The following is a 25,811-nucleotide window of genomic DNA, read 5'->3' as shown; positions in this document are numbered from 1 at the left end:
CAGGCAGCTGAGTTGAGCGCAGCGCAAACCGAGCGCAACAGCTTGCGCGTCATGGGCATGGCGGGTTTTGCCAGCATGGCCTCAATGCGCCTGTGCGACCCGATGCTGGTGCTGCTGGGGCAGGAGTTTCAGGTTACCACCGGCGAGGCTTCGCGCGTGGTCTCGGCCTTTGCCGTGGCCTATGGCGTGCTGCAATTGTTTTACGGTCCGTTGGGTGACCGTTTTGGCAAGTTGCGCGTCATCTCCTTGGCTGTACTCGCTTGCGCCGTCTTCAGTGCCATCACCAGCATGGCGTCAGACCTGACCTTGCTGGTGGTCATGCGCGGCTTCATGGGTGCGGCAGCGGCGGGCATCATCCCCTTGTCCATGGCTTGGATCGGGGACCAGGTCGCCTATGACCGCAGGCAGGAAACCCTGGCCAAACTCATGGGTTACACCGTGAGCGGCATGATGGCCGGGCTGTGGTTTGGTGGCTTTGCGGCAGAACACCTTGGCTGGCGCACGGCGTTTGCAGTGGTGTCCGCACTCTTCACCTTGGCGGCCTTCATGCTGTGGCGCAAGTTGCGCACTACGCCGGCTCAAGCGGCAGGCTCATCCAGTTTCGCCGCATACTTTGCCAACACCTTCCAGATGCTGCGTGTGGCGCGGGTTCGGCAGGTGCTCACCGTGACGGCCATCGAAGGTGCATTGGTCTTTGGCGCCATGGCCTTCATCCCCACCCATTTGCACCAGCAATTTGACATGAGCGTTGTTTTGGCCGGTTCGGTCATGATGCTTTACGGTGTGGGTGGCTTGCTCTACAGCCAATTGGCACGCCGCTGGCTGGGCTGGCTGGGCGGCGAACGCGGCTTGGTCAAAACCGGCGCAGCCTGCATTGCCTTGGGTTTGTTCACGCTGGGCTGGGCGCACCAGCCGGTCCTGGGCATGCTGGCTTGTTTTGCAACAGGTTTTGGTTTTTACATGTTGCACAACACCCTGCAGGTTCAGGCCACCCAAATGGCCCCGGCATCACGCGGCACGGCGGTCACTCTGTTTGCTTGTCTGCTTTTCTTTGGGCAGTCGAGTGGTGTGCTGCTGATGGCCGAGAGCGTGGACCAAGGCTGGCTGCCTTACGCCTTCAGTCTGGCTGCTGTGGGTGTGGCTGTGCTGGGATTTTTTGTGCACCGCTTGGTGGGACGCCACTGATCCCATCCAGTCAGCTCGTCTGCGTCTTGAGGCGATAAGATGGCGGCCTCGTTTGCTGGAACCTTTTCATGACCGACCGTTATGCCGTCATCGGCAACCCCATTGAGCAGAGCAAGTCGCCGCTCATTCACACCGCTTTTGCTCAGGTGACAGGCCAAGACATCGAATACACCAAGCTGCTGGCTCCCTTGGGTGGTTTTGCGGCGGTGGTGGACGCGTTTCGCGCATCTAGAGGCCGGGGCATGAATGTGACGGCACCTTTCAAGCTCGATGCCTTTGCCTATGCGACCGATCTTGCACCCAGTGCGCAGATGGCCGGCGCTGTCAATGCCATGAAGTTCGAAGGTGACAAGGTGTATGCCGAAAACTTTGACGGCGTGGGCTTGGTGCGCGATCTGGTGCACAACCTGGGCTGCCCCTTGCAAGGGCGTCGGGTGTTGATATTGGGTGCAGGCGGTGCCACGCGGGGCGCTTTGTTGCCCATCTTGGCGCAAGGACCCGCCGAGTTGGTGATCGTCAACCGGACCGTGGCCAAGGCCCAAGAATTGGTCGAATTGGCTCGCAAACACCAAAGCGGTTCGGTGCCGGTTCGGGGCATCGGTTATGCCGATCTGGGTGGGCAGGGCTTTGACGTGGTGTTGAACGCCACCTCGGCCAGCCTCACGGCCGAATTGCCCCCTTTGTCTGCGTCGGCCTTTGCATCGGGTTGTCTCGCATACGAGCTGGCCTATGGCAAAGGCCTCACCCCTTTCCTGAAACTGGCCAGCCAAGCGGGCGTGATGCGCCTGGCCGATGGCGTGGGCATGCTGGCCGAACAGGCAGCCGAGGCTTTCGCGTGGTGGCGTGGCGTGCGTCCGGACACTGCCGGAGTCATTGAGCAACTCACCATACCCTTGGTCTGAGTCGGCTCCTTCACCTTCGTATTTTTAAGAAAAGACCATGAACCCTATGAACTTCAAGCGCCGTGATTTTCTGACTGCCAGCACCGCATCCGTCGCTGGCTTGTGGCTGCCTCAGTCATTCGCGCAACCGACTTGGCCCAACAAAGCTTTGCGTTTGGTGGTGCCGTTTGCCACAGGTGGTAGTTCGGAAATTGTGGCCCGTGCGGTGGCCGGTGAATTGAGCAAAACCATTGGCCAGAGTGTGTTTGTGGACAACAAACCCGGCGCGGCAGGCAACATCGCCATGCAAGAGGTTGCTGGCAGCACCGATGAGCACACCCTGATCCTGGGCCACATCGGCACGCTGGCGGTCAACCCCTACATCTTCCCCAAATTGCCGTACGACGCGACGCGTGACTTTGCCCCCATCACCTTGGTGGCCAAGGTGCCCAGTCTGTATGTGGTGCACCCCGATCTGCCGGTGAAAAACCTCAAGGAGTTTGTGGCGTATGCCAAGAGCAAACCCGGCCAGATGAACTATGGCTCGGCGGGCAATGGCAGCGCTGGGCACCTGGCTTTTGAATACCTGAAGATGGCAACCGAGACCTTTGTGTTGCATGTGCCTTATCGCGGCACCGGCCCCATGTTGACTGACCTGATGGCGGGTCGCTTGCAGGCCGCATCGGTGGGCGCACCTGCTTTGCTGCAGTTCATTAAGGCAGGCAAGCTGCGTTGTATTGCCACGGGCACGTCTCAGCGCTTGCCCCAATTGTCCGATGTGCCCACGGTGGCCGAGCAGGGCTTCAAAGGTTTCGAGATGACCCAGTGGTATGGCCTGATGGCCCCAGCCAAGTGGCCCAAACCCCATCTGGCGCGACTCGAAACCGAAGCCATCAAGGCTGCCCGCAGCAGCTTGGTCAAAGAAAAGCTGGCCCAGGAAACCGCGCTGGCTGTTGGCAACACCAGTGCCGAGTTCGAGGCCTTCATCAAAATCGAGCAGGCGCGCTGGAAGCAAGTGATCGCCCGCGCGCAGATCAAACCCGAAGGCATGGGTTGAACGTCACATGCCACGCATTCAGTTTTCGCTGCCAGACCGTTTTGTTTTTGCCACTGACATCCAGATCTACATCAGCCACGTCAACCAGGGCGGGCACCTCGACAACGCCCAACTGCTGACGCTGGTGTCCGAGGCTCGTGTGCGGTTCTTCAAATCCTTGGGTTACACCGAAGGCAATGTCGCCGGCTACCCCATTGTGGTGGGCGACATGGTCGCGCAATACAAGTCTGAAGGCTTTCATGGCGAAACCATGCGCGTGAGCATGGTGCCGCAGGACTACAACAAATACGGCTTTGACCTAGTGTACCGCATGGAGTGCCTGGACACCACCCGTGAAGTCGCTCGCGGCAAGATCGGCATCGTGTTTGTGGACCGAATCAGCCGCAAGGTGACCACGGTGCCAGCGGAGTTTGTGTCGCGGGCCGGTGGCTTGTCCATGGTCTGAACGCTTTGCCCACCCTCCGGCGGGGATGAACTCCGGTCGCTGGCCGAGTGCCCGGTAGATCTGGTGCGCGAGATCCGGCCCGGTTTCAAGCCGTGAAACAAGCGCTGTCCATCACTTTCAGGTCTTGCGCCACCAGCGGTGCAAAGTCCATCTGGTCGAGCACATCGCGTTGCAGGTCAATACCCGGGGCGATCTCGAACAGCTCGATGCCTTGGGACGTAAGGCGAAAGCTGGCGCGCTCGGTCAGGTAGAGCACCTCTTGCTTGCGCACCAGGCCTTGCGGGCCTGAGAAGGTGATTTGGTCGACTTGCTTGACCAGCTTTTTCACAGCGCCTTGTGCGGCCACGCGCATCTGACCGTTGCCGGTCTCTAGCTTCACACCCTTGGCCGCCAGCGTGCCGCAGAACACGACTTTCTTGGCGTTTTGCGCGATGTCGATGAAGCCGCCTGGACCCACGGTGACGCCGCCCAGGCGCGAGACGTTGACCGAGCCTGCTTCGTCGAACTCGCCAAGGCCCAGAAAGGCGATGTCCAGACCGCCCCCACCGTAAAAGTCGAACTGCGTGGCGGCGTCGAGCATGGCGGTGGCGTTGCGGGCATAGCCAAACAGCACGCCGTCCATCAGCGTGCCGCCGTAGGTGCCGTGTTCGATGGTCTGGTAAATGCGGTGTTGCTCGTTGCGCGCCGCGATCAGCTTGGCCACGGCATCGGGCACGCCCACGCCGTAGTTGATGACGGGACGCGCCTTGCCGGTTTTGAAGAGTTCTTGATAGGCCCGGCGCGCCACAGCCTGGCGTTCGCTGAAGGCTTCCTGTGAGGCTGCCACTTCGCGGGCATGGTCTTCGGCTTCGCTGGCCGCACGTTCAGCGCCGGTCAACTCACCGCTGAAGGCTGGGTCAAACGGGATGGCGTAGCTGGTGGACTGCTCAGGATCGACCACAATGGCGTCCACCCAGGCCGAGGGGATGCGCACTTCGCGGGCCTTGAGTGCGCCTTTGGGCAGACGTTCCTTGACCTGCACGATGACTTTGCCGCCGCTGTTGCGTGCAGCCAGTGCCAGCGATTGGGCATCGAGGTTCGCCGCTTCGTGTTCAAAGCTGATGTTGCCGTCTTCGTCGGCACTGCTGGCCCGCACGATGGCCACATGGATGGGGAAGGGCTTGTAGCGCAGCCATTCACGGTTGTCGATGGTGACGACTTCGGCCAGATCGTCTTTGGCCGCGTCGTTCATGCGCCCGCCGCCATGGCGCGGGTCGCACACGGTGCCCAGGCCCACGTGGCTGATGAGGCCGGGGCGGCCCGCGCCGATTTCGCGCATGAGCTGGCTGCTCACGCCGCCGGGCAGGATGTAGGCCTCGATCTTGTTGGACAAGGCCAGTTGTTGCATGGCAGGCGACCAGACCCAGTGGCCACCGATCACGCGCTTGACCAGACCTTCGTGCGCGAAGCAGTTCATGCCTTTGGTTTTCTTGTCGCCAATGCCCAGGGCGTGCATGACGGTGAGGTTGCGCGGTTGCTGCGTGGAGAGGAAGCGTTCTTGCACCGCTTCAAACAGGTGCGTCGCTTCCATCAGGCCACCGCCGCCGCCCATGAGGCCCACGGTGTCGCCGTCTTGGATCAGTTGTGCCGCCTCTTTGGCGGTCATGAATTTGGTGTGCATTTTTTGAGTCTCTTATGGCTTGTTGGCTTGCAGATTTTTGGTGTGCTGCATCGGGGATGGCGTGGGGGCCGCGGCCTCATACTGGGGTACCAGAAATCGGCCGCGGCCCCCACGCCATCCCCGATGGGTTGGTGGTTCGCAGAGTTCTTGTAGGTCGGTACTCGCAGAGTCCGACGTTGCCCTTCTTCCAGGAACTCATGTCGCAGCTGAAGCTCCGACCTACATAAGCATTGGGCGTATTCATGTCCATGCAAACCCGCTGAAAGGCCGGGATGGGCGGCCGACGATTTCTGGTACCCCAGTATGAGGAGGCCGCCCATCCCGGCCTTTCAGCTTGCGCCAAGACACAGTACGCCAGCAGACCCCTGATCAGCGGTTCACATCAAACAGCACAGCCCCCTTCTTGAGCGCGCTCTTGGCAATCACGCCCCGGTGGATCTCGCTCGTGCCGTCAAAGATGCGGTAAATCCGTGCATCGCGGTAATAGCGCTCGATGGACAGCTCCTTGCAAAAGCCCATGCCGCCAAACACCTGCACCGCGCGGTCCACCACGCGGCCCAAAGTCTCGGCGGCGTGTACCTTGACCATGGCGATCTGCTCGCGGGCATCCATGCCTTGGTCCAGCATCCAGGCGGCGTGGTAGACCATCCAGCGGGCCGCGTTGATCTCGATCACGCTGTCGGCGATCATCTGCTGCACCATCTGGAAGTCGCCGATTTTGTTGTTGAACTGCTTGCGCTCATTGGCCCAGTTCACCATCAGCTCGCACACATGCGTGGCCTTGCCCACGGCGCGTGCGCCCACTTGCGCCAGCCGCACCACATTGAGTGCGCCCATGGCCAGCTTGAAGCCCTGACCGGCTTCGCCCAGCAAGGCGGCGTCTTCGAGTTGCACATTGTCAAAAAACAATTCCAGGTGCGGTGTGCCGCGCAGGCCCATCATCTTCTGGTCTTTGCCCACAGTGAAACCGGCCAGGCCTTTGTCCACCATGAACATCGAGATTTCTTTGTCACCGGTCTTGGCCGACACCAGGAAGAAGTCGCTCCACTCGCCATCGCTGATGAAATGCTTGGTGCCGTTGAGCACCCAGCCCTGGTCGTTCTTTTTGGCGTGGGTCTTGATGCCTGCCGCGTCCGAGCCCGCACCCGATTCGGTGATGGTGATGGCGCAGGTGCGTGTGCCCGCCACGGCGGGTTTGAGCCAGCGATCAATTTGCTCGCCCTTGCAGTGCAGCAGTGGTTCGTACACATTGCCAAAGGCGCGGCGGATCAGGATGTCGCTGGTGTGGCCGAACTGCTCTTCGCACAGGATGCGGTCGAGGTTGGACAACCCACCACCGCCCAGCGCTTCAGGCATGTTCATGCCGTACAGGCCCAGTGCCTTGGCTTTGTCGTGGATGGCTTGCGCTTTGGCATTGTCGAGAAAGCCTTGGTTCTCGATCTCGTCTTCAAGGGGCTGCAGTTCTTCGGCGATGAAACGGCGCACCGTTTCGATCATCATTTTTTGTTCGTCGTTGAGGGAAAAGTCCATGGGGTGCTCCAGAGGATGTTGAGGGTTCAGCGTTCCACAAACGGGCGGCTTTTGGCCAGACATTCGGCGGCCCAGTCCTGGACCGATGTGCTCGCTTCGCGGCCAAAGTTCACCACCTCCACGCTCACCGGCAGGTCAGCGGGCAGGGCGTCAAACAGGCCTTGCACATCGATCGTGCCGTCGCCGGGCAGCAGGCGTTCGCAGCGGGCGGTGTGGATCATCTCTTCGGTGCTGAAGTTCAGACCGGCTTGGGCATCGCAAATCTGGGCGTAGTGCAGCAGCGCGCGCGGTATGGCGCGGATGTCATCGAGGGTGGTGGTGGAGCGGCCAAAGTGCAGCGCATCGACCAGGATGCCCGCATTCGACGGCATATCGGCGTTCTTCACGATGCGCAGCGCCGCAGCCGCGTCTTTGACCGCAGTCCAGGGCATGAACTCCAGATCGGCGGTCATGCCAAAGGGCTTCATCACCTCGCACAGGTGGGCGTAGTTCTCGGTCAGGCGGGCTTCGTTGGCGTCGTCACCGGCCACCAGAATGGCTTTGGCTTTGAGCGCTGCACCGGCGTCGTAAAGGGCATCCCAGGTGTGCGGGTCGAACTGTTCTCCGATGCGGATGATCTCCAGATCGAACACCCCCACGCCCGTGTCGCGCTGAGCCGCCAGGGTTTCGCGCAGGGCTTCAGGCTGGCCCAGCAGGTGCTGCTGCGGCGCGCCCGCAGCGTTGGGCCACAGGCGCAGGCCAACGAAGCTGTAGCCGGTTTGGGCGGCCACCTGGATGGCTTGTGCAGGCGTGCAGCGGTGCGAACTGAGGTAGGCGAGGGAGTAAATGCGTGGGCTCATGGCGTCTGTTTTGTAGGTCGGAGCTTCAGCTCCGACATGTGCTGTCAACCTGAAGTCATGTCGGGGCTAAAGCCGCCGACCTACGGGGTCCAGGGGCATTGGATTTATTTCAAAGGCGACACCGCCGTGGGCATGGCGATGGTCGAGACCATGTTCGTGGTCAGGTGGGCTGGGCCGCCTTTGGGGGGCCAGATGCCTTGGGCCACGGCTTCGCCGCGGATCTGGCTGCGGGCGTTCAGGCTGTCGTAGGCCCAGATGTTGGTGAAACGCAGCGGACCGTCGAGCGCGACCATGGCCACCACACAGGGCGAGAGCTTGTCGCGGGCGGGCACGTATTGCTCCCACAGGTCGATGGTGGGCTGCACGCCACCCGTCTTGATGCCGTAGGTGCGGATTTCGTAGACCGGGCCGGTGATGCCACTTTCAGCGCTGGGGCGTACCGGCTTCATCCAGGGGAAGCCTTTGTAGCTGTGCTGCTCCAGCGTCTGGAAAATCTCGCCGCAGCCAAAGGGGTTGGCGCTTTGCTGGGTGCGCTCGCGTTCGGCCTGCAAAGCGTCGAGCGTGGCAAAGCCGCGCAGCACGATCATCTGGTTGAGCACGCCGATGTCGGTGAACCAGCAGCCCAGCAGTTCGCCTTGGGCCTCAGTGCTGGTGGCGTAGGCCTGCACATTCGTGGCAGCCTGGCCTGCAGTGCCAAAGGGCAGGGTCATGGTGGCGAGTTCGTAGTACATGGTGTGGTCTTTCGAGGTGTCGGTGGAAGTGTTTGAAATCGGGTATTCGCAAGTGGCCGCCGGATCACGCCCTGCGGCGTGGTGCGCGGCGATGAAGCCAAAGGTCATGGCCGGGCCCAGCGTGATGCCGCCCGCCGGGTAATGGCCGCCCATCATGCTGCTGAGGTCATTGCCACCGGCGTACAGGCCGGGGATGGCCTGGCCTTGGGCGTCGATGACTTGCGCGTGGTCGTTCACGCGCAAACCGGCGAAGGTGCCCAGGCTGCCCATGACGACTTTGACGGCATAGAACGGGCCGCTTTCGATGGGGCCCATGCAGGGGTTGCGCAGGCCGCGCCGGGTGGCGTTGATGGCGTCGCCCTGGATGCGGTTGTAGGGCGTTTCGCCTTTGCCAAAGTCGCGGTCTTTGCCGTCTTGCGCCAGCGCGTTGTAGCGCTGCACCGTGGCTTGCAGGCCCTGGGCGTCGATGCCGCAGGTCTGGGCCAATTCGGCCAGGGTCTGGCCGCGCTTGAGGTAACCATTTTTCAGCCAGGGGCCGAGCGGCATGGGCGCGGGCTTGACGGCACCTAGGCCGTAGTAGCGGATGAAGGCGTGGTCACAGACCAACCAGGCTTGCGGCGCTTGGCCTGCAGGCGTGGCGGCCAGCAGGCCTTGCATGAAGTCGTGGTACGAGTTGGCCTCGTTGGTGAAGCGCTCACCTTGTGCCGTGACGGCGATCAGGCCGGGTTTGGCGCGTTCGATCAGGTGGGGGAAATGGGCCACGCTGCCCTTGCCGTCTTCACTGCCCGGATTTTTTCGGGGCACCAAAGACACGGGGGCGAGTGCCGCCGCTTGCACCAGATCGCCTGCCACCACGCCACCTGCAGATTCGCCCAGGCGCAGGCCGTCGCCGGTGTTGCCCCGGCTGCCCGCTGACCAGTGCTCGTGGCCGGTGGGGGCGTGTGGCAACAGTTGTTGCTTGCGCGTCGGGTCGTGCGGAAAGCCGCCGGTGGCCAGCACCACGCCGCAGCGGGCCTGGATGTGGGTTTCGCCATCAGGCGTTTGCACCACGGCGCCGGTGACCCGGTCACTGCTTTGCAGCAGGCGCACCGCGGGGCTGTTCACGCGAATTTGAACGCCCAGATCGAAGGCGGACTTCGCCAAGCCCCCGACCAAGGCGTTGCCATTGACCAGACGCGTGCCACGGCGGTGCACCAGCAGGTCACGCCAGTGGCGCAGCATCAGCTTGGTGACATACCAAAAGGATGCTGGCTTGTGCAGGGCGTTCAAGAAGTGGCGCAGCTCTGCGCCCGAAGCGATGCCCATGCCCCACAGCGTGGTCTCCTTCAGTGGCGGCTTTAGATCGTGCAGACGCGCACCCAGTTGGCGGGCGTCAAAAGATGCAGCGCAAATCGAGCGGCCACCCAGGGCCGCATCGGGCGTGTGGCCGTGAAAGTCGGGGATGGCGTTGCCATCGATGAACTGCAGCGCGGTCTGACGGCGGAAGAACTCGACCATGCGTGGACCGTTGTTCAAGAAGGCCAGGGCGCGGGATTCGTCGAACTTGTCGCCCAGTTCGCGGCGCACATAAGACAGGGGTTTTTCGATGCGCTCCAGCAGGCCAGCTTCAACGGCCAAGGGATTGCGCGGCACCCACATCCAGCCGCCCGACCAGGCGGTGGTGCCGCCGTATTGCGGGTCTTTCTCGACCACGATGACTTTGAGGCCCAGGTGCGCAGCGGTCACCGCCGCAGACAGCGCACCCGCGCCAGAGCCGATGACCAGCAGGTCGCAGGTGTTGTCAGGTGGGAGGGGTGAAGGCATGGACATGGGGAGAGGTCAGACCGCGTAAATCGGCTTGCGTCCGTCGGCGGGCGCGGCGCTGCCGGTTTCGGCCGTGAGGCTGAAGAAGGGCGATGCGCCGCTGGACGCCGCCAGCTGCTGGGCGATGCTGAGCAGCTCGGGGGCGAGGGCTTGCATTTTTTCGGGCGTGAAGCGCACCGTGGGGCCTGCGATCGTCAGCACGCCAAACGCGGGTTGCCCGGCAAAGCGCACCGGGGCCGACATGGCTGACAGGCCGAGGCTGTAGGTGTCGGTGGTCATGCTGTAGCCGAGTTCGCGGGTTTGCGCCACGGCGTCCATCACGGCTTGCAAGCTGGTGGGCGCGGCGGGGCCGAACTGTTCGGGCAGGCCCAGGCCTTGTTTGGCCACCAGGGCCAGGGCGTCGTCGTCGCTGAGCGTTGACAGCAGCGCCCAGCCCGAGGACGAGCACGACAGGCGCGCATCGCTGCCCATGTCGGGGTCATAGCGCAGGCCCTGGCGGGCACCCTGTGCGCGGGCCACCCAGGTCAGGCGCTCGCCATCCACCACCGACAGGCGCACCAGCTCGCCCGAGACTTCGGCCAGGCGGTTGAGCAACGGCTGGGCAATGTCCACAATGCCGCTGTTGCTCAGATAGCTCAGGCCCATGGAGACCAGTTTGGTGGTCAGCAGGTAGTCGCCGTGGCCGCGTGTCTGGCGCACATAGCCCAGGCGCACCAGGTCGGTCAGCAGGCGGTGGGTGCCGCTGCGGGGGATGTCGAGCCGGTCGGCAATGGCGGCCAGCTCCAGGCCTTCGCCGTGTTGCGACAGCAATTCCAGGATGCCCAGTGTTCGTTCGAGGACGCCGCTCATGTGTGCTTTTTTGAAGTGGTCTGGGCACAAGTATATTGATTTTTGGAAATAAATTCAAAAGTGGAATCAAATTCCGTTTTTATGTATCATCGCGGCCATGAACTCGACCAAGCCTTTGAACCTCGACGGCGCCTCGCGCCTCCATTTCATCGTGGGCGACCCGATTGCCCAGGTCAAATCGCCCGCAGGCGTGAGCCAGGCCTTTCAGGATGCCGGGCTGAACGCCCTGTGCATCCCGGCCCATGTGGCCCCGGCCGATCTGGCGGCGTGGACGGCGGGCGTGTCGCTGTCCAAAAACGTGGACGGCATCATCGTCACGGTGCCGCACAAGTTCGCCTACTTTGATTTGTGCGCCACCACCTCTGAGCGAGGGGCCTTTTTGAAATCCATCAACACCTTGCGCCGCAACGCCGATGGCACTTGGCATGGCGACATGTTCGATGGCATGGGCTATGTCAAAGCGCTGGCGCTCAAGGGTTGTAGCCTGCAAGGCAAAAGGGCCTTGCTGGTGGGCGCAGGCGGTGCCGGTTCAGCCATTGCGTATTCGCTGGCCACGGGCGGCGTGCGCGAGCTGGCCATCCACGACGAAGACACGGCGCGCCGCGACGCGTTGGTGCAGCGCCTGGCCTCGTTGGGCCCCTGCCGCGTGGTGGCGGGCAGTAGCGACCCCACAGGTTTTGACATCGCCATCAATGCCACCCCGATCGGCATGAAAGCGGGTGATCCGTACCCGATCGATTCAACGAAATTCACACCCGCCATGTTCGTGGGCTGCGTGATCACGGCACCCGCCGTGCCGCCCATGATCGAGGCAGCGCGGGCTTTGGGGTGCAACACCCTCACGGGTGCCGACATGTTTGCGCAGGTGAAAGACCTGATGGTCGAATTCTTGATGGGGAAATGACATGCAAGTCCTGAAGAACGGTCTTAACAGTCTGGAAGGTGGTTTGAAAGACGGCAGCGAATATGACCTGGTGGTCATCGGTGCGGGCGGCGCAGGCTTGTCGGCTGCGGTGTTCGCGGCGATGGACGGCGCTAAGGTGCTCGTGGTCGAGCGCACCGAGTTTGTGGGCGGCACCACCGCCTGGTCGGCAGGCACCACCTGGGTGCCGGGCACGCACCATGCGGGCAAGGTCAACCCGACCGACACGCTGGCCGAAGCCGAAAAATACCTGAACCACGCCGTGGGCGAGCAAGCGCCCGCCGCATTGCGTGAAGCCTTTTTGAACAACGGCGCTGAAGCCGTGGCCAGGATCGAAGCCCAGTCCTCAATGAAGTACCGGCCCTATCCGAAGCACCCCGACTACATCAGCGATTTGCCGGGTTCCACATTGAGTGGTCGTGCCTTGGAGCCCATGCCTTTTGATGGCCGTTTGCTGGGTGATCTGTTCCCCTTGCTGCGCCCACCGATTCCTGAGTTCACTGTGCTGGGCGGCATGATGGTGGACCGCACCGACATCAACCATTTGCTGGCCATGACGAAGTCCTGGGCTTCTCTCAAGCACTCGGTTGGCATCGTGTGGCGGCATCTGCGTGATCGCCTGACACACACACGTGGCACCCGCCTGGTCATGGGCAATGCGCTGGTGGCTCGCTTGCTGCATTCCTTGTCGGATCATGCCCATGCCACGTTGGCGCTGAAGTCCTCGGTCGATGCGCTGGAGCGCGATGCCTGTGGCCGAGTGGTCGCCGTGCGTTTGAGCAGCGCCACCGGCAATGCCCGTGTGATGGCCAAAAAAGGGGTGGTGCTGGCCAGTGGGGGTTTCAACCGCGACCCGGCTTTGCGTGCCCAGAAGTTGCCTGGCATTCCCGCCGAGTGGTGCCCGGCCGCGCCCGGTCACACCGGTGAGGCTTTGGCCCTGGCGCGCAGTCTGGGCGCTGTCGAAGGGCAGGGCGCGCAAAGCCCCGCGTTTTGGGCCCCGGTGTCTTTGCGCAAGCGCCCCGATGGCAGCACCGCCATTTTTCCGCACTTTGTGATGGACCGCGCCAAGCCCGGCATGATCACTGTCAACCAGGCGGGTGAGCGTTTTGTCAACGAAAGCACTTCGTACCACCTGTTTGCCCTGGGCATGCAGGCGGCCCAGCAGGCGGTGCCCGCCTATTTGGTGGCCGATGCCAAAGCCCTGCGCCAGTACGGCATGGGCATGGTGCGCCCCGGTGGCAAAGGCCTGGCACCGTTCTTGGCCGATGGCTACCTCACTGAAGGCGCGAGTCTGGCCGAGCTGGCGGACAAGCTGTGCATCTCGGCCGAGGGCCTGGCCCGGTCCGTGGCCGACAACAACGCCTTTGCCCAAACCGGTGTCGACACCCAGTTCCAGCGCGGTGTGACGGCTTACCAGCAAAACATTGGCGATGCTGCGGCCGGTGGCCGCAACCCCAATCTGGGCGAAATGGGCGAAGGCCCGTACTACGCTGTCAAGCTCTACCCCGGTGACATCGGCGCGGCGCAAGGCCTGCAGACCAACGAACACGCGCAGGTGCTCAACGCACAAGGCCAGGCCATTGAGGGCTTGTACGCCGTGGGCAACGACATGAACTCCATCATGGGCGGTGTGTACCCGGCCCCCGGCATCACGATTGGCCCGGGGCTGGTGTTTGCCTTTGTGGCCACGCAACATGCTTTGACCGCTTTCAGTGGGTCTCAGGTTTAACCCCTAATTCGTTCGATCATTGAACGAATTGGATCGATTGTCGAACTTTTACACACTTTGTCTTGGCATCGCTTCTGAAATTCAGCACTACATTCCCATCACCTTGCCTTGCATGGGACACCGTTTTCAACCCCCCCCTGGCCGTGCAAGCTGGCCTGATTCCACCAACGAGGAGACCTCTGTGAAAGCTACCCTGAAAACTCTGGCCGTCTGCGCCGCTTTGGCTGTGACCGGCCTGGCTCAAGCCCAAGACATCAAGATCGCCAACATCGTTGAACTGTCGGGCCCCGGCACCACCGCTGGCACCGTGTTCAAAAATGGCGTCGAGCTGGCCATCAAGGAAATCAACGCTTCGGGCGGTATCCTGGGCAAGAAAATCAGCTACACCACCGAAGACACCCAGTCCAACCCTGGCGTGGCCAAGGGCCTGACGCAAAAGGCCGTGGACAACGACACTTTTGCCATTTTCGGCCCGGTGTACTCGGGCTCCATCATGGTGTCCATGGCCGAATCCAAGCGTGGCGAAACGCCCAACTTCACCGGTGGTGAAGCCGCTGCGATCACGGCACAAGGCAACCCCTACGTGTTCCGCACCGCTTTTGGCCAGAGCGTGTCTTTCCCCAAGCTGGCCAAGTTCATCACCTCCAAAGCCAAGACCCTGGCCATCGTCTACGTGAACAACGACTTCGGCAAAGGTGGTCGTGACACCCTGACCAAGCTGCTGGAAGGCACGGGCACCAAGATCGTGGCCGACATCTCCACCGATGCAGGCCAGGTGGACTTCTCGGCGGCTGTGCTCAAAGCCAAGCAGACCGATGCCGATGCGATCTTTGTCTACACCAACGAAGAGGAATCGGCCCGTGCCCTGCGCGAATTCCGCAAGCAAGGCGTCAAGAAAATGCTGATCGGCGAAACCACCCTGACCGGTCAGAAAGTGATCGAGCTGGCCGGTGAAGCCGCCAACGGCGCTTTAGCCCACGTTGGCTTGACAGTCGATGCGCCCCAGTTCAAGGCCTTCGGTGCCAAGTACAAGGCCGAATACAAGAGTGAGTCCGACCACAACGGCATCAAGGGCTACACCGGCATGTACGTGCTCAAGGCCGCGATTGAAAAAGTGGGCAAGCTCGACCGCAAGGCCGTGGCCGCAGCGATTCGCAATGGCTGCTTCAGCACCAAGCAAACCCCCGGCATCCTGATGGACGTGTGCTTTGACGACAAGGGCGATCTGGACCGCGAGAGCTTCCTGATCGAGGTGAAGAATGGTCACCCCGTGATCAACGCCACCTTGCCTGCGCTCAACGCCAAGAAGTAATTTGCGTTGTTGAAAACAAGGCGGGCTCCTGCGGGGTCCGCCTTTTTTCAGGCCCGTCGGGCTGCATCAGCCCGGGCAGGCGGCCTTTGAAGTGCCTGCACCCCCCGTTTTCGGAGTTCACCCATGACCGACTTTTTACAACTCTTCTTCAGTGGCCTGGCCACGGGCAGCATTTATGCGCTCGCGGCCCTGGGCTTCACCTTGCTGTGGCAGGCGTCCGGCACCATCAACTTCGCGCAAGGCGAGTTCGTGATGCTGCCCGCCTTCATGATGGTGATGCTGATGGGCTCGGGCCTGTCGCTGTATGTGGCCTTTGCCCTGACCATCGTGCTGTCGGTGCTGATTTTGGGCTGGCTGTTCAAGCGCGGTCTGGTGGACCCTCTGTTCAAGTACGGCATGATGCCCATCGTCGTGGCCACCATCGGCCTGTCGATCGCCATGCGCAATGGCGTACGCGCTGGTTACAGCGCCGAGCCTCAGCCCTTCCCCCAGGTGTTCCCCGACGTGATTTTTGACGTGATGGGTGTGACCTTTTCAGCGGGCGATGTGGGCACCTTTGTGTTGGCCATGGTGCTGGTGCTGGTGACGCAGTCCTTCCTGAACAAAACCGTCACCGGCCGCGCCATGCAGGCGGTGGCGCAAAACACCGAAAGCGCTTCGGTGCTGGGCATCAATGTACCCCGCATGATTTTCTACACCTTCGCGATCAACGCGATTTTGGCGGCCGCAGCGGCCCTGCTGGTGACTCCCACGTACCTGGCCAAGTTCGACATGGGCGAGGGTCTGGGCAACAAGGCCTTCTTTGCGGCCATCATCGGCGGCTTCAACAACTCGCGTGGCGCACTGCTGGGTGGTTTGCTGGTCGGCGTGTGCGAGAACCTGGCTGCGGCCTATATATCGCCCGCCTACAAAGATGCGGTCGCGCTGGTCATCTTCATGGTCGTGATCCTGTTCAAGCCCCAAGGCCTGCTCGGCAAGAAAGAGGAGCGCAAAGTATGAAAAAGCTCAACCTGTTGTTTGCTGTGGTCGCTCTGGCCGCATTGATTGTGGTGCCCAACTTCCTCAAGAACTACGGCATCCACATGTTCACCACCTGGCTGGTGTTCATCATCGCCACCATGGGCCTGAACCTGACTGTGGGCTATGCCGGTCAGAAGTCGCTGGGCCATGCCGCCTTCTTTGGCATCGGGGCTTACACCGTGGCCATTTTCCTCAAGGCCGGTCTGAGCTTCTGGCTCGGCCTGCCGGTGGCGGCCCTGTTTTGCTTCGTGGTCGGTCTGGCCCTGGGCTTTCCGGCTTTGCGTGTGCAGACCATCTATCTGGCCTTTGCCACGCTGGGTTTCAACACCGCTTTGTGGCTGGTGATGCGCAACGAAGAGTGGCTCACGGGCGGCACCTTTGGCATCAACAACATCGCACGTCCCAGCCTGGGCGGCATCAGCTTTGATGGCAACCTGGCTTATTACTACCTGGTGCTGGGTTTCACCATCGTGCTGGCGCTGCTCTTGTGGGGCCTGCTGCGCTCGCCCTGGGGCAAGGCTTTCACGGCGCTGCGCGACAACGCGATCCGAGCCGAGAGTCTGGGCATCGACACCCGCAGCTACACCCTGCTGAGCTTCGCCATTGGCGCGGTCTATGCCGGTGTGGCCGGTGGCCTGTATGCCTCGCAGGTGCAGTTCATCGACCCCGCTTTGTTCACCGTCGGCGCGTCCATCATGATGTACCTGATGGTGGTGGTCGGTGGCCCGGGTTACTTCCTCGGCCCCGTGCTGGGCTCGGCGGTGGGCGTGGTCTTGCCCGAGTGGTTGCGCTTTGCGCAAGCCTGGTATTTGTTTGTCTTTGGTGCCGCTGTGGTGTTGCTCATGATCTGGCTGCCCGATGGCTTGCTCAGCATCCCTGACCGCATCAAGGCGCGCCGCCAATCGCGCGCAGCTTCGGCCGCCCGCGCTGCCCAAGGAGTCAAAGCATGATCCAGCCTGTCCTCAAAGTCACCAACATGAAAAAGGCCTACGGCGCGATCCAGGCCGTCGGGGGTGTGTCCTTCGAAGTGCGCCCCGGCGAGATCTTCGGCGTGATCGGGCCCAACGGTTCGGGCAAGACCACCTTGTTCAACAGCATGCTGGGTCAGATCACCCCCGACGAGGGAAAAATCGAGCTCAACGGCCAGGACGTGACCACACTCGGCCCGCTGGAGCTGAACCGCCGTGGTGTGGGCCGCACCTTCCAGACGCTACAGGTGTTTGGCAAGATGACCGTGCGCGACAACCTGATCGTGGCCGCGCAAGAGCACTCTGGGTCCATGTTCAGCCGCATGTTTGCGCCCACCGATTCCGGTCTGGGTGACAAGGCCGATGCGCTGATCGACCAGTTCCACATCCGCCATGTGGCCGACAAGAAAGCTGGTGAGTTGAGCTACGGCCAGCAAAAACTGGTGGACATCGCCATGGCCTTCATGAGCGAGCCCGATCTGGTCTTGCTCGACGAGCCATGCGCCGGGGTGAACCCGTCTTTGGTGGGTGGCATCAGCACCTTGCTGAAAGAACTCAACAAAACCCGAAAGGGCAGCTTCGTCGTGATCGAACACAACATGGACTTCGTGATGGACCTGTGCCACCGCATCATGGTGATGGTCGAGGGCAAAGTGATGGCCATTGGCACACCCGAGGAAATTCGTGCCAACAAGCAGGTGCTGGACGCCTACCTGGGGAGCTGAGATGACTGCAAAAACACAAGACACCTGCATCGAGTTTGACGATGTGGTCGCAGGCTACAAGGATTTCATGATCCTGAACAACCTGTCCTTCAAAGTGCCCAAAGGCTCGATCACGCTGCTGATCGGCCCCAATGGCGCGGGCAAGTCCACCGTGCTCAAAACCCTGTTTGGTTTGCTCAAGCCCCGTCAAGGCAAGATCCTGCTTAACGGCAAAGACATCACCGGCGCCACCCAAAAAGCCTTGCTGGCCGATGGCATCGCCTTTGTGCCCCAGGGGCGCAACCTGTTCGGACAGCTCAGCGTGTACGAAAACCTGGAGCTCGGCGGCATCACGCTGGGCATGAAGACCACGCACGAACGCATCCCGGAAGTGCTGGAGTTCTTCCCCCGCGTCAAGGAGCGCATGAATTCCCGTGCCTCGGCTTTGTCGGGCGGTGAGCAAAAGCAATTGGAGATTGGCCGCGCCTTGCTGCTGCGCCCCAAGGTCTTGCTGATCGACGAACCGTCGATTGGTCTGTCGCCCATGGTGGTGCAGGATGTGTTCAAGCTGCTGCGCAAACTGGCCGACCAGGGCACCACGGTGCTGATGGTGGAGCAAAACGTGAAAAGCGCCCTCAAGTACTCCGACAACGCCATCGCGCTCGAATCGGGCCGTCTGGTGCTCTACAAGTCGGCCGCCGAAATCCTGGCCGATCCGCAGATGGAACGCCTGTTCCTGGGCGGCGCGCACACCACTACAGCCGCCGTATGATCTTCAGAGAAGAGGCCGCAGACTTCGGGCCGCTTCCTGCAAGACAGGCAAGATTCGGTTGAGTGCGTGGTCGGTTTCTTCCTTGTTGATCGGCATCGTCATGCTGATGGCGCCATGAACCACATTTTTTCGATCAAACAAGGGCACAGCAATGCCGCGAAAATTCAGCTCAAGTTGTTGTTCTGACACTGCCCAGCCCTGATGTTTGAAAGCCAGCAGTTTTTCACGCAAACCTACTTTGCTCGCTGTGGTGTATGACGTGAATGATCGCAGTTCGTGCGACTGGAGCCATTGGTCCATCTCATCTTCTTCACCACAGGCCAGCATGACCATGCCCGCTGCAGTCACCTGTGCCGGCATCCGGCTGCCAGGCATATAGCCGCTGGCGGTGTGGCGTTGCAGTCCACTGCGTGCAATGAAAATGGTGTCATCACCGTCCAGAACCGCCAAGTAGGCGATTTCTTCTGTGCCTGATGTGATGCGTTGCAAGAACGGTTGAACCAGGCGTGGCAAGCGTGCCGACTCGATGTAGGCGTGCCCAAGCCGAAGAATGCGTGGTGTCAACCAATAGAACTTGCCGTCCGTGCCCACATAGCCCAAGTGGGCCAGTGTTTTCAGGTAACGCCTGGCTGCCGTACGGGTCATGCCGCAACGTTCGCCCATTTCGGTGGCTGTCAGGCGCGGGTGTGCGGCATCAAAGGCTTCGATGATATGAAGTCCTTTTTCAAGCCCGGCGATCCAGTCGCGAGGGTCCAGTGTGTCTTGGCTTGTAGGCATGGAGGTTCAGGCTTTTTGACGCTTGACCAGCAACCCAATCAACGCGGGCACCAAGGCTTGTGGATCGCCCTCTTGGCAGGCTGCCGCTTCGGCCAGCAAAGTCACCGTGCCCAGAGACACGTTGTTGTGCAAGAGCTTCACGCCGATTGTTTTCATGGGGTCTTTCAAAGGTTCAAACGTCTCTGGGTAAATATAACCACTCGCTGACTTCAGCGGTGCGGGTTCAAGAACAGTTCGGCACAGACAGCGCGCAGCCAGCGGTTGGCCGGGTCCTGGTGGTAGCGGGTGTGCCAGTATTGTTTGACAGTGAAACCCTCAATGGCCACAGGGCAGGGCAGCACACGCAGCCCGGCTGCCTGCGCCAGGGTTTCGCCAATGTGGCGGGGCAAGGTGGCCACCAGGTCGCTGGTGGACAGGATGCCCGGTAAGCCCAGAAAGCCCGGCAGGGCCAGCTGCACCCGACGCGGCTTGCCCAATTTTTGCAAGGCCGACTCCAGCAGCTGCGCACCCGTGCCCGAGACGATGCCCACATGGGCTTCGGCCAGGTAGTGCTTGAGATGGAATTTTTCGCCAATGCGCGGATGGCTTGCGTTGCACAGGCAAACCCAGTCCTGGTCAAACAAGGCTTGTTGGTAAAAACCACGGTCCAGCGTGGGGATCAGGCCCAGCGCCAGATCGGCTTCGCCCGATTGCAAGGCCTGGGCCATGTCGGGGCCGAGCGTGGCGGCTTCCAGCTTCACGCCGGGGGCCAGTGCGCGCACATGCGCAAACAGGCGCGGCATCAGGGTCACATGGCTGGCATCGGTCATGAAGATGCGAAAGCGCCGCTCGCTGCTGGCCGCATCGAACTGGGCCGTCACGCTGGCCAGCAGGTCCATGCCGTCCAGCACCTGCCGCACAGCGGGCATCAGCGCTTGCGTGCGTGGGGTGGCTTGCATGCCTTCGGGCGTGCGCACAAACAAAGGGTCATCCAGCATCTTGCGCAGTCGGGCCAGACCAATGCTGATGGTCGGTTGTGACAAACCCAGCCGCTCGGCCGTTCGGGTCACGCTTTGGCTGGCATGCAAGGCGTCCAGCAGGCGCAGCAGTTTGAGGTCGATGCCCTGGGCATCCAGCGGGGTGCGTGGCTTCATGTATTTATAAATTCAATGTGATGTATTTTATTTATTGAATTTACGAAATGTCCAGGGTTTTCTACGATGCAGGCACTTGGATGCAGGAGCGTATTTTGAACATCGCAGTTTTGGGCGCAGGCGCATTGGGTTGCGCCATGGGCGGCACCTTGGCCGAGGCGGGCCACAAGGTTTTGCTGATCAACCGCAATGCGGCGCATGTGCAGGCCATCAACACCCACGGCTTGGTCATGCGCGGCCCCCAAGGCGAGCGCACGGTGCGCGCGCGGGCGGCGGTCAACGCCGAAGGCCAAAGTCCGGTCGATCTGCTGATCGTGCTGGTCAAGTCATTTCACACGGCCAGCGCCATGCAGGCGGCCACCACCTTGGTCGGGCCAGACACGGTGGTGCTGTCGCTGCAAAACGGGCTGGGCCACGAAGACATCCTGGCCGACATCGTCGGCCGCAGCCATGTGCTGGCGGGCAAGACCTATGTGGGTGGCGTGATGCTGGCGCCGGGCCGGATCATTGCGGGCACTGCAGGCAAAGAAACCCTGATCGGCGAGCTGGACGGCAGCGTCTCACCGCGTGCGCAGCGCATCGCCAAGGCTTTCAACCAGGCAGACCTGGCCACCACCGTGAGCGACAACATCATGGGCACCATGTGGGACAAGCTGCTGATCAACGTGGCCACGGGTGCCTTGAGCAGCATCACCCGGCTCACTTATGGCGCGCTGTACAAGATTGCAGAGGTCGAGGCCACGGCCGTGGCCGCTGTGCAGGAAGCCATGGATGTGGCCCGTGCCAGTGGCGTGCACCTGAGCTACACCGACCCCAAGGCCCCGTGGCTCAAGGCCGCAGCGGGTTTGCCCGATGACTTCAAGACCTCCATGCTGCAAAGCCTGGAAAAAGGCTCGGTCACCGAGATCGACTTCATCAACGGCGCGGTCGTGCGCCTGGGGCAGCGCCTGGGTGTGCCCACCCCGGTCAATGCCACGCTGGTGGCCTGCATCAAGGGCATCGAGTCGGCTTTGCCACACTGAATTTTTCAAGGACACCCACCCATGAACACACCCTTCACCCCGCCCACCCGGGCTTATGTCGAACACGTTGCCGTGCGCGTCAAAGACATCCACTGGCACATCCGCTTCTTTTACGAGGTGCTGGGCATGGACGTGCGCGAGATCGACGGCCCCACCGACGACCCGCGCCAGTACTGGACGCTGGGCGGCATGCAGCTCATGGCCTGCCCCGACTTTGAGGCCCCGCCCAGCAACGACGCAGGCTGGTTGGCGCACCTGGGGGTGATGGTTGATGACCTCGAAGCTGCGCTTGCCGCTGCACAGCCTTGGGGTGTGAAACCCCTGCCGCAAGGGCGCAACTGGCTGCAATTGCCCGATGGCCTGGCGGTCGAACTCATGCAGGCGGCCCCGGGCTGCGTGGCACAAGCCTTGTCGATCAACCCCCGTGCGAAATAACAGGACTCTTCATGAAACTGCAAGCGCCCAAAATTGAATTCAAGACACCCGAAAAATACTGGGACGATGCCCGCGAGGGCGATGTGTGCATCAGCCCCACGTATGAAGTGACCGAAGAACGGATCAATGCCTACGCTGTGCTCACGGGCGACTACACCCCGGTGCACATTGACGAGGACTACGCGAAAACCACTCCGTTTGGCACCCGCGTGGCGCATGGCCTGCTGGGCCTGTCGATTGCCGATGGCCTCAAGACACAGAGCGAATACCGTTTTTTGCCGGGCATGTCGCTGGGCTGGACCTGGGATTTTTTGCTGCCCATCAAGATCAACGACACGCTGCATGTGCGCTTCACGGTGACCGGTTTGCGTGCCTCCAAAAGCCGTCCTGGCTGGGGTATCGTGGTCTTGCCGTCCGAGCTGATCAACCAGCACGGCCAGGTCGTTCACAAAGGTGAACACCGTTTGATGATCCCCCGCCGTCCAGGAGCATTCTGATGAGCCAGCAAGCATTGCCCCTCGCGGGTTTTCGCGTCATTGACTACAGCCACTTTCTGGCGGGTCCGTATGTGGGCCGTTGCCTGGCCGCCCTGGGTGCCGAGGTCATCAAGATCGAACGGCCCAAGACCGGTGACGCCGGTCGCCAGCATGCCTGGTTTGTGGGTGAAGACGGCGAGTATTCGGGCTATTTTTTGCAGCTCAACATGGGCAAGAAGGGCGTTTGCGTCAACATGAAAGACCCGCGTGGGCGCGAGTTCATGGAAAAGCTGGTGGACACCGCCGACGTGTTCATCGAGAACTACCGCCCCGGTGCGCTTGCCAAAATGGGCCTGGGCTACGAAGACCTGGCCCGTCGCAATCCTGGTCTGGTCTATTGCTCGATCTCGGCCTATGGCCACACCGGGCCGGACTCACACCGCGCCGGTTTTGGCCTGATCGCCGAGGCCAAGAGCGGCATCATGCAAATGGTGGGCACACCGGGTGAAGCGCCGCCGCTCTTGCGCATCTCGCTGGGTGACATGTACACCGGCATCCATGCGGTGGCGGCCATCAACGCGGCCTTGCTGGGGCGCGTCAAGTCGGGCCAGGGTCAGCACATCGATATGGCGCTGTACGACACGCTGGTGTCCATGCACGAATACGCGGTGCAGTGCTACACGCTCTCGGGTGGCCAAGAGGTGCCGGTGCAGACTGGGCACGACATGCCGACCTCCACGCTGTATGGCGTGTTCCGTGCGCAAGACGGCGATCTGGTGATCGCCGCGCAGGTGGACGATGCCTGGAAGCGCTTTGCCGCGCTGGTGGAGCAGCACGGCGGCCCGGCCGGTTTTGCCTCCGATGCGCGGTTTCACACCACGGCCGGGCGCAACGCCCACCGGCTGGCCATTCTGGAAGTGGTCAAGCCCTGGGTGGCGGTGCAGCCGGTGGCCCAGGTGCTGGCTCTGCTGGACGCCATCGATGTGCCCGGTGCCAAGGTGCAGCGCATCGACGAGGTGCTGGCCGACCCGCAGATCCAGGCGCGTGGGATGGTGGTCGAGCAAGACCACCCGGTGCTGGGCAAGATCAAGCTACCCAACCTGCCGTTCCGCTTTTCGGGTTGCGACACGACCATCCACCAGGTCGCCCCCGACCTGGGACAAGACAACGCCGAGATCGCGGCCAGCGTGGGCTTCAGTGCCGAGCAGATCGCGGACATGCAAAAAGATGGTGTGCTGTATTCGGCTTGAATAGGAGATTGGACATGACTGACCGCTACGCCGTGATCGGCAACCCGATTGACTTCAGCAAGTCGCCCTTTATCCACATGGCATTCGCCGAGGTCACTGGGCAAGACATCGACTACTTCAAAGTGCTGGGCCCTTTGGGTGAGTTCGCTGCCACGGTGGACGCATTTCGCGCTGCGGGTGGCCAGGGGATGAACATCACAGCGCCGTTCAAGCTGGATGCGTTTGACTATGCCACCGAGCGTTCACCTGCGGCCGAATTGGCCGGTGCTGCCAATGCCATGAAGTTTGAAGGTGATCGCGTGCTGGTCGAAAACTTTGACGGCGTGGGGCTGGTGCGCGATGTGGTGCACAACCTGGCGTGTTCCATGAAAGGCCGTCGTGTGTTGCTGTTGGGCGCTGGTGGTGCTGCGCGCGGGGCTTTGCTGCCCTTCTTGGCCGAACAACCGGCGGTGTTGGTGATCGCCAACCGCACGGTGGCCAAGGCGCAGGCATTGAGCGACATGGTCCGACAGCACACGCATGGCGAGACCCAAGTGCTGGCGCTGGGTCTTGACCAATTGTTGGGGCGCAGCTTTGATGTGGTGTTCAACGCCACTTCGGCCAGCTTGCGGGCTGAACTGCCGCCAGTACCTGCCACTGTGTTTGCACCCGGGGCGCTGGCGTATGAGCTGGCTTATGGCAAAGGTCTGACCCCGTTTTTGCGTCTGGCGCAAAACGCCGGGGTTCAGCGCTTGGCCGATGGGGTGGGCATGTTGGCAGAGCAGGCCGCAGAGGCGTTTGCCTGGTGGCGGGGCGTGCGCCCGGACACCCGTGCCGTGATCTCACAATTGACAGTACCGTTGGTTTGAGTCGCAGGTTGTGACAAGTATGCGTGTGGCGTGTTCGAGGTTGGCAAGCCATTCTGTATCAGGGCAAGCCCTGAGAAGAAAGCGGTATAACGCCGCCTATACTTGCGAAATGAACCAGTTGGTACATTTTGAGAAGCCCGAGCCCATCGCATTGGAGGTAGCCAAGGAAACGGGCCGCACCAACGACCCGGCCCGCACCATGGCCGAGATCCTCACGGTGGCCACGCACGAGTTTGCCGACAAAGGCCTGACGGGTGCACGCATCGATGAGATCGCAGCGGCCACGCGCACCAGCAAGCGCATGATCTATTACTACTTCGGCAGCAAGGATGGCTTGTATCTGGCGGTGCTCGAAGAGGCTTACCGCCGCATGCGCGCCATCGAGTCCGATTTGCACCTGGATGACCTGCCGCCCGTGCAGGCCTTGCAAAAGCTGGTGGAGTTCACCTACGACCATCACCGGGACAACGAAGACTTTATTCGGCTGGTGATGAGTGAGAACATCCAGCGGGGCGACTACTTGCGCCAGAGCCAAAGCATTCAACAGCTGAACAGCAATGCCATCCAGTCGGTGCGGGCTGTGTATGACCGGGGCGTGGGGCAGGGCGTGTTCAGGCCAGGGCTCGATCCGGTGGACATCCACTCGGCGATTTCGGCCTTCACCTTTTTCAACGTCTCGAACCGCCATACCTTTGGCCTGATCTTTCAGGACCGGGCCAGCCTAGACAAGGCCAATACGCTCAAACGGGAGCATGTGGTGGATTTGATCTTGCGTTTTGTGAGTCATCACATTTCGGCATAACAGGTAGCGGTGACGTGATTTCTTCGACTAGGGAAACTACTTACTCTGAAAAACTAACCAGTTCGTACATTAACAGCAACCTAACTTGAGGAGATACAAGGTGATCCAGAAATTCATTGCAGGGTATTGCCGCATCATCGGCTATCTGATCGCTGCCGCGATGGCCGTGATGGTGGCCTTGGTGTTTGGCAACGTGGTGATGCGCTACGGCTTCAATTCGGGCTTTACCGTCTCTGAAGAGTTGTCACGCTGGTTGTTTGTCTGGCTGACCTTTTTGGGTGCCGTGGTGGCTTTGCGCGAGAACGCTCATTTGGGCACTGACATGCTGGTGGGCAAGCTCAGTCCCTTGGGCAAGCGCATTTGCATGGGCTTGTCCTTGGGCTTGATGTTGTATTGCCTGTGGTTGCTGTTCAGCGGTGCTTATGAGCAGTTCAAGGTCAATGTGGATTCACACAGCCCGGTGATGGAGGCCTCCATGGGCTGGTTTTACGCCAGTGCGATGGTTTTCTCGGTCTTGGGGGCTCCCATCTTGTTGATGGACCTGTATCGCCTGGTGACGGGTCAAATCGACGATGAGCACCTCATGCTGATCCAGGAGTCGGAAGAAGCGCCTCATGGCGACGCCGACGCATCTTCTTCCAAATAATCAGAGCGAGACACA

26 protein-coding genes are annotated in these 25,811 nt (G+C 61.4%); 18 read left to right on the top strand and 8 right to left on the bottom strand.

The window, feature by feature from the left end; genetic code table 11:
* The first annotated feature begins 12 nt into the window (after positions 1-12).
* From ACZ5VE_RS09940 to ACZ5VE_RS09925, 4 genes are all read left to right on the top strand, one after another.
* Complete coding sequence (locus ACZ5VE_RS09940; protein WP_464455021.1) at positions 13-1,185, top strand: MFS transporter; 1,173 nt, start codon at positions 13-15, stop codon at positions 1,183-1,185.
* Positions 1,186-1,253: 68 nt separating this feature from the next.
* Positions 1,254-2,087 (top strand): shikimate dehydrogenase, encoded by an 834-nt coding sequence (gene aroE / locus ACZ5VE_RS09935; protein ID WP_464455020.1) that lies wholly within the window; start codon positions 1,254-1,256, stop codon positions 2,085-2,087.
* Positions 2,088-2,133: 46 nt separating this feature from the next.
* Positions 2,134-3,123, top strand: a complete 990-nt coding sequence (locus ACZ5VE_RS09930) for a Bug family tripartite tricarboxylate transporter substrate binding protein (protein WP_464457470.1) — start codon at positions 2,134-2,136, stop codon at positions 3,121-3,123.
* Between the two features lie 7 nt (positions 3,124-3,130).
* On the top strand, positions 3,131-3,568 hold the full coding sequence (locus ACZ5VE_RS09925; RefSeq protein WP_464455019.1) for an acyl-CoA thioesterase: 438 nt from the start codon (positions 3,131-3,133) through the stop codon (positions 3,566-3,568).
* An 85-nt stretch (positions 3,569-3,653) separates the two neighbouring features.
* Here ACZ5VE_RS09925 and ACZ5VE_RS09920 read toward each other — a convergent pair whose 3' ends face one another.
* The 5 genes from ACZ5VE_RS09920 to ACZ5VE_RS09900 all read right to left on the bottom strand — a co-directional run bounded on the left by ACZ5VE_RS09920 (position 3,654) and on the right by ACZ5VE_RS09900 (position 10,980).
* Entirely contained in the window at positions 3,654-5,228 is a 1,575-nt protein-coding gene (locus ACZ5VE_RS09920; RefSeq protein WP_464455018.1) for an acyl CoA:acetate/3-ketoacid CoA transferase, read from the bottom strand.
* Between the two features lie 369 nt (positions 5,229-5,597).
* Positions 5,598-6,758 (bottom strand): acyl-CoA dehydrogenase family protein, encoded by a 1,161-nt coding sequence (locus ACZ5VE_RS09915; protein WP_464455017.1) that lies wholly within the window; start codon positions 6,756-6,758, stop codon positions 5,598-5,600.
* Between the two features lie 26 nt (positions 6,759-6,784).
* Positions 6,785-7,597 (bottom strand): sugar phosphate isomerase/epimerase family protein, encoded by an 813-nt coding sequence (locus ACZ5VE_RS09910; RefSeq protein WP_464455016.1) that lies wholly within the window; start codon positions 7,595-7,597, stop codon positions 6,785-6,787.
* Positions 7,598-7,701: 104 nt separating this feature from the next.
* The gene (locus tag ACZ5VE_RS09905) at positions 7,702-10,131 is read right to left on the bottom strand and encodes an FAD-dependent oxidoreductase (protein WP_464455015.1); all 2,430 of its coding nucleotides are present in this window, start codon (positions 10,129-10,131) and stop codon (positions 7,702-7,704) included.
* 15 nt (positions 10,132-10,146) lie between these two features.
* Entirely contained in the window at positions 10,147-10,980 is an 834-nt protein-coding gene (locus ACZ5VE_RS09900) for an IclR family transcriptional regulator (RefSeq protein ID WP_464455014.1), read from the bottom strand.
* A gap of 97 nt (positions 10,981-11,077) precedes the next feature.
* Between ACZ5VE_RS09900 and ACZ5VE_RS09895 the strand changes: the two genes are divergently transcribed.
* From ACZ5VE_RS09895 to ACZ5VE_RS09865, 7 genes are all read left to right on the top strand, one after another.
* On the top strand, positions 11,078-11,884 hold the full coding sequence (locus ACZ5VE_RS09895; protein WP_464455013.1) for a shikimate dehydrogenase family protein: 807 nt from the start codon (positions 11,078-11,080) through the stop codon (positions 11,882-11,884).
* Position 11,885: 1 nt separating this feature from the next.
* On the top strand, positions 11,886-13,631 hold the full coding sequence (locus tag ACZ5VE_RS09890; protein ID WP_464455012.1) for an FAD-dependent oxidoreductase: 1,746 nt from the start codon (positions 11,886-11,888) through the stop codon (positions 13,629-13,631).
* 181 nt (positions 13,632-13,812) lie between these two features.
* Positions 13,813-14,943 carry an ABC transporter substrate-binding protein gene (locus tag ACZ5VE_RS09885; protein ID WP_464455011.1) on the top strand — a complete coding sequence of 377 codons (1,131 nt, stop codon included), beginning with the start codon at positions 13,813-13,815 and terminating at the stop codon, positions 14,941-14,943.
* Positions 14,944-15,066: 123 nt separating this feature from the next.
* Positions 15,067-15,942 (top strand): branched-chain amino acid ABC transporter permease, encoded by an 876-nt coding sequence (locus ACZ5VE_RS09880; RefSeq protein WP_464455010.1) that lies wholly within the window; start codon positions 15,067-15,069, stop codon positions 15,940-15,942.
* Entirely contained in the window at positions 15,939-16,913 is a 975-nt protein-coding gene (locus tag ACZ5VE_RS09875; protein WP_464455009.1) for a branched-chain amino acid ABC transporter permease, read from the top strand. Before ACZ5VE_RS09880 ends, ACZ5VE_RS09875 begins: the two co-directional genes overlap by 4 nt.
* Positions 16,910-17,656 (top strand): ABC transporter ATP-binding protein, encoded by a 747-nt coding sequence (locus ACZ5VE_RS09870; RefSeq protein WP_464455008.1) that lies wholly within the window; start codon positions 16,910-16,912, stop codon positions 17,654-17,656. The genes ACZ5VE_RS09875 and ACZ5VE_RS09870 overlap by 4 nt, the downstream gene beginning before the upstream one ends.
* Position 17,657: 1 nt before the next feature.
* On the top strand, positions 17,658-18,407 hold the full coding sequence (locus ACZ5VE_RS09865; protein WP_464455007.1) for an ABC transporter ATP-binding protein: 750 nt from the start codon (positions 17,658-17,660) through the stop codon (positions 18,405-18,407).
* A gap of 3 nt (positions 18,408-18,410) precedes the next feature.
* Here the strand turns inward: ACZ5VE_RS09865 and ACZ5VE_RS09860 are convergent, their stop codons facing one another.
* Genes ACZ5VE_RS09860 through ACZ5VE_RS09850 form a run of 3 tightly spaced genes read right to left on the bottom strand, consistent with a single transcriptional unit; the run spans position 18,411 to position 20,317 of the window.
* Positions 18,411-19,184 (bottom strand): IclR family transcriptional regulator domain-containing protein, encoded by a 774-nt coding sequence (locus ACZ5VE_RS09860; RefSeq protein WP_464455006.1) that lies wholly within the window; start codon positions 19,182-19,184, stop codon positions 18,411-18,413.
* Positions 19,185-19,190: 6 nt separating this feature from the next.
* The gene (locus tag ACZ5VE_RS09855; protein ID WP_464455005.1) at positions 19,191-19,340 is read right to left on the bottom strand and encodes a hypothetical protein; all 150 of its coding nucleotides are present in this window, start codon (positions 19,338-19,340) and stop codon (positions 19,191-19,193) included.
* A 53-nt stretch (positions 19,341-19,393) separates the two neighbouring features.
* The gene (locus ACZ5VE_RS09850) at positions 19,394-20,317 is read right to left on the bottom strand and encodes a LysR family transcriptional regulator (RefSeq protein WP_464455004.1); all 924 of its coding nucleotides are present in this window, start codon (positions 20,315-20,317) and stop codon (positions 19,394-19,396) included.
* A gap of 95 nt (positions 20,318-20,412) precedes the next feature.
* Here ACZ5VE_RS09850 and ACZ5VE_RS09845 point away from each other — a divergent pair, with 95 nt between their 5' ends.
* The 7 genes from ACZ5VE_RS09845 to ACZ5VE_RS09815 all read left to right on the top strand — a co-directional run bounded on the left by ACZ5VE_RS09845 (position 20,413) and on the right by ACZ5VE_RS09815 (position 25,796).
* Positions 20,413-21,339 (top strand): ketopantoate reductase family protein, encoded by a 927-nt coding sequence (locus ACZ5VE_RS09845; protein WP_464457469.1) that lies wholly within the window; start codon positions 20,413-20,415, stop codon positions 21,337-21,339.
* A gap of 21 nt (positions 21,340-21,360) precedes the next feature.
* A complete protein-coding gene (locus ACZ5VE_RS09840; protein WP_464455003.1) occupies positions 21,361-21,774 on the top strand; it encodes a VOC family protein in 414 nt (137 codons plus the stop codon).
* Between the two features lie 11 nt (positions 21,775-21,785).
* Positions 21,786-22,271 carry a MaoC family dehydratase gene (locus ACZ5VE_RS09835; protein WP_464455002.1) on the top strand — a complete coding sequence of 162 codons (486 nt, stop codon included), beginning with the start codon at positions 21,786-21,788 and terminating at the stop codon, positions 22,269-22,271.
* A complete protein-coding gene (locus tag ACZ5VE_RS09830; protein WP_464455001.1) occupies positions 22,271-23,500 on the top strand; it encodes a CaiB/BaiF CoA transferase family protein in 1,230 nt (409 codons plus the stop codon). Before ACZ5VE_RS09835 ends, ACZ5VE_RS09830 begins: the two co-directional genes overlap by 1 nt.
* A gap of 14 nt (positions 23,501-23,514) precedes the next feature.
* Positions 23,515-24,348 (top strand): shikimate dehydrogenase, encoded by an 834-nt coding sequence (gene aroE / locus ACZ5VE_RS09825; protein ID WP_464455000.1) that lies wholly within the window; start codon positions 23,515-23,517, stop codon positions 24,346-24,348.
* A gap of 109 nt (positions 24,349-24,457) precedes the next feature.
* Positions 24,458-25,150: a TetR/AcrR family transcriptional regulator gene (locus ACZ5VE_RS09820; RefSeq protein WP_464454999.1), complete on the top strand. Its 693-nt coding sequence runs from the start codon at positions 24,458-24,460 to the stop codon at positions 25,148-25,150.
* Positions 25,151-25,250: 100 nt separating this feature from the next.
* The gene (locus tag ACZ5VE_RS09815; RefSeq protein WP_464454998.1) at positions 25,251-25,796 is read left to right on the top strand and encodes a TRAP transporter small permease; all 546 of its coding nucleotides are present in this window, start codon (positions 25,251-25,253) and stop codon (positions 25,794-25,796) included.
* Positions 25,797-25,811 lie beyond the last annotated feature (15 nt).

The organism is Limnohabitans sp. INBF003 (genome assembly GCF_055396645.1).
This window is presented reverse-complemented; position numbering and strand designations above follow the sequence as displayed.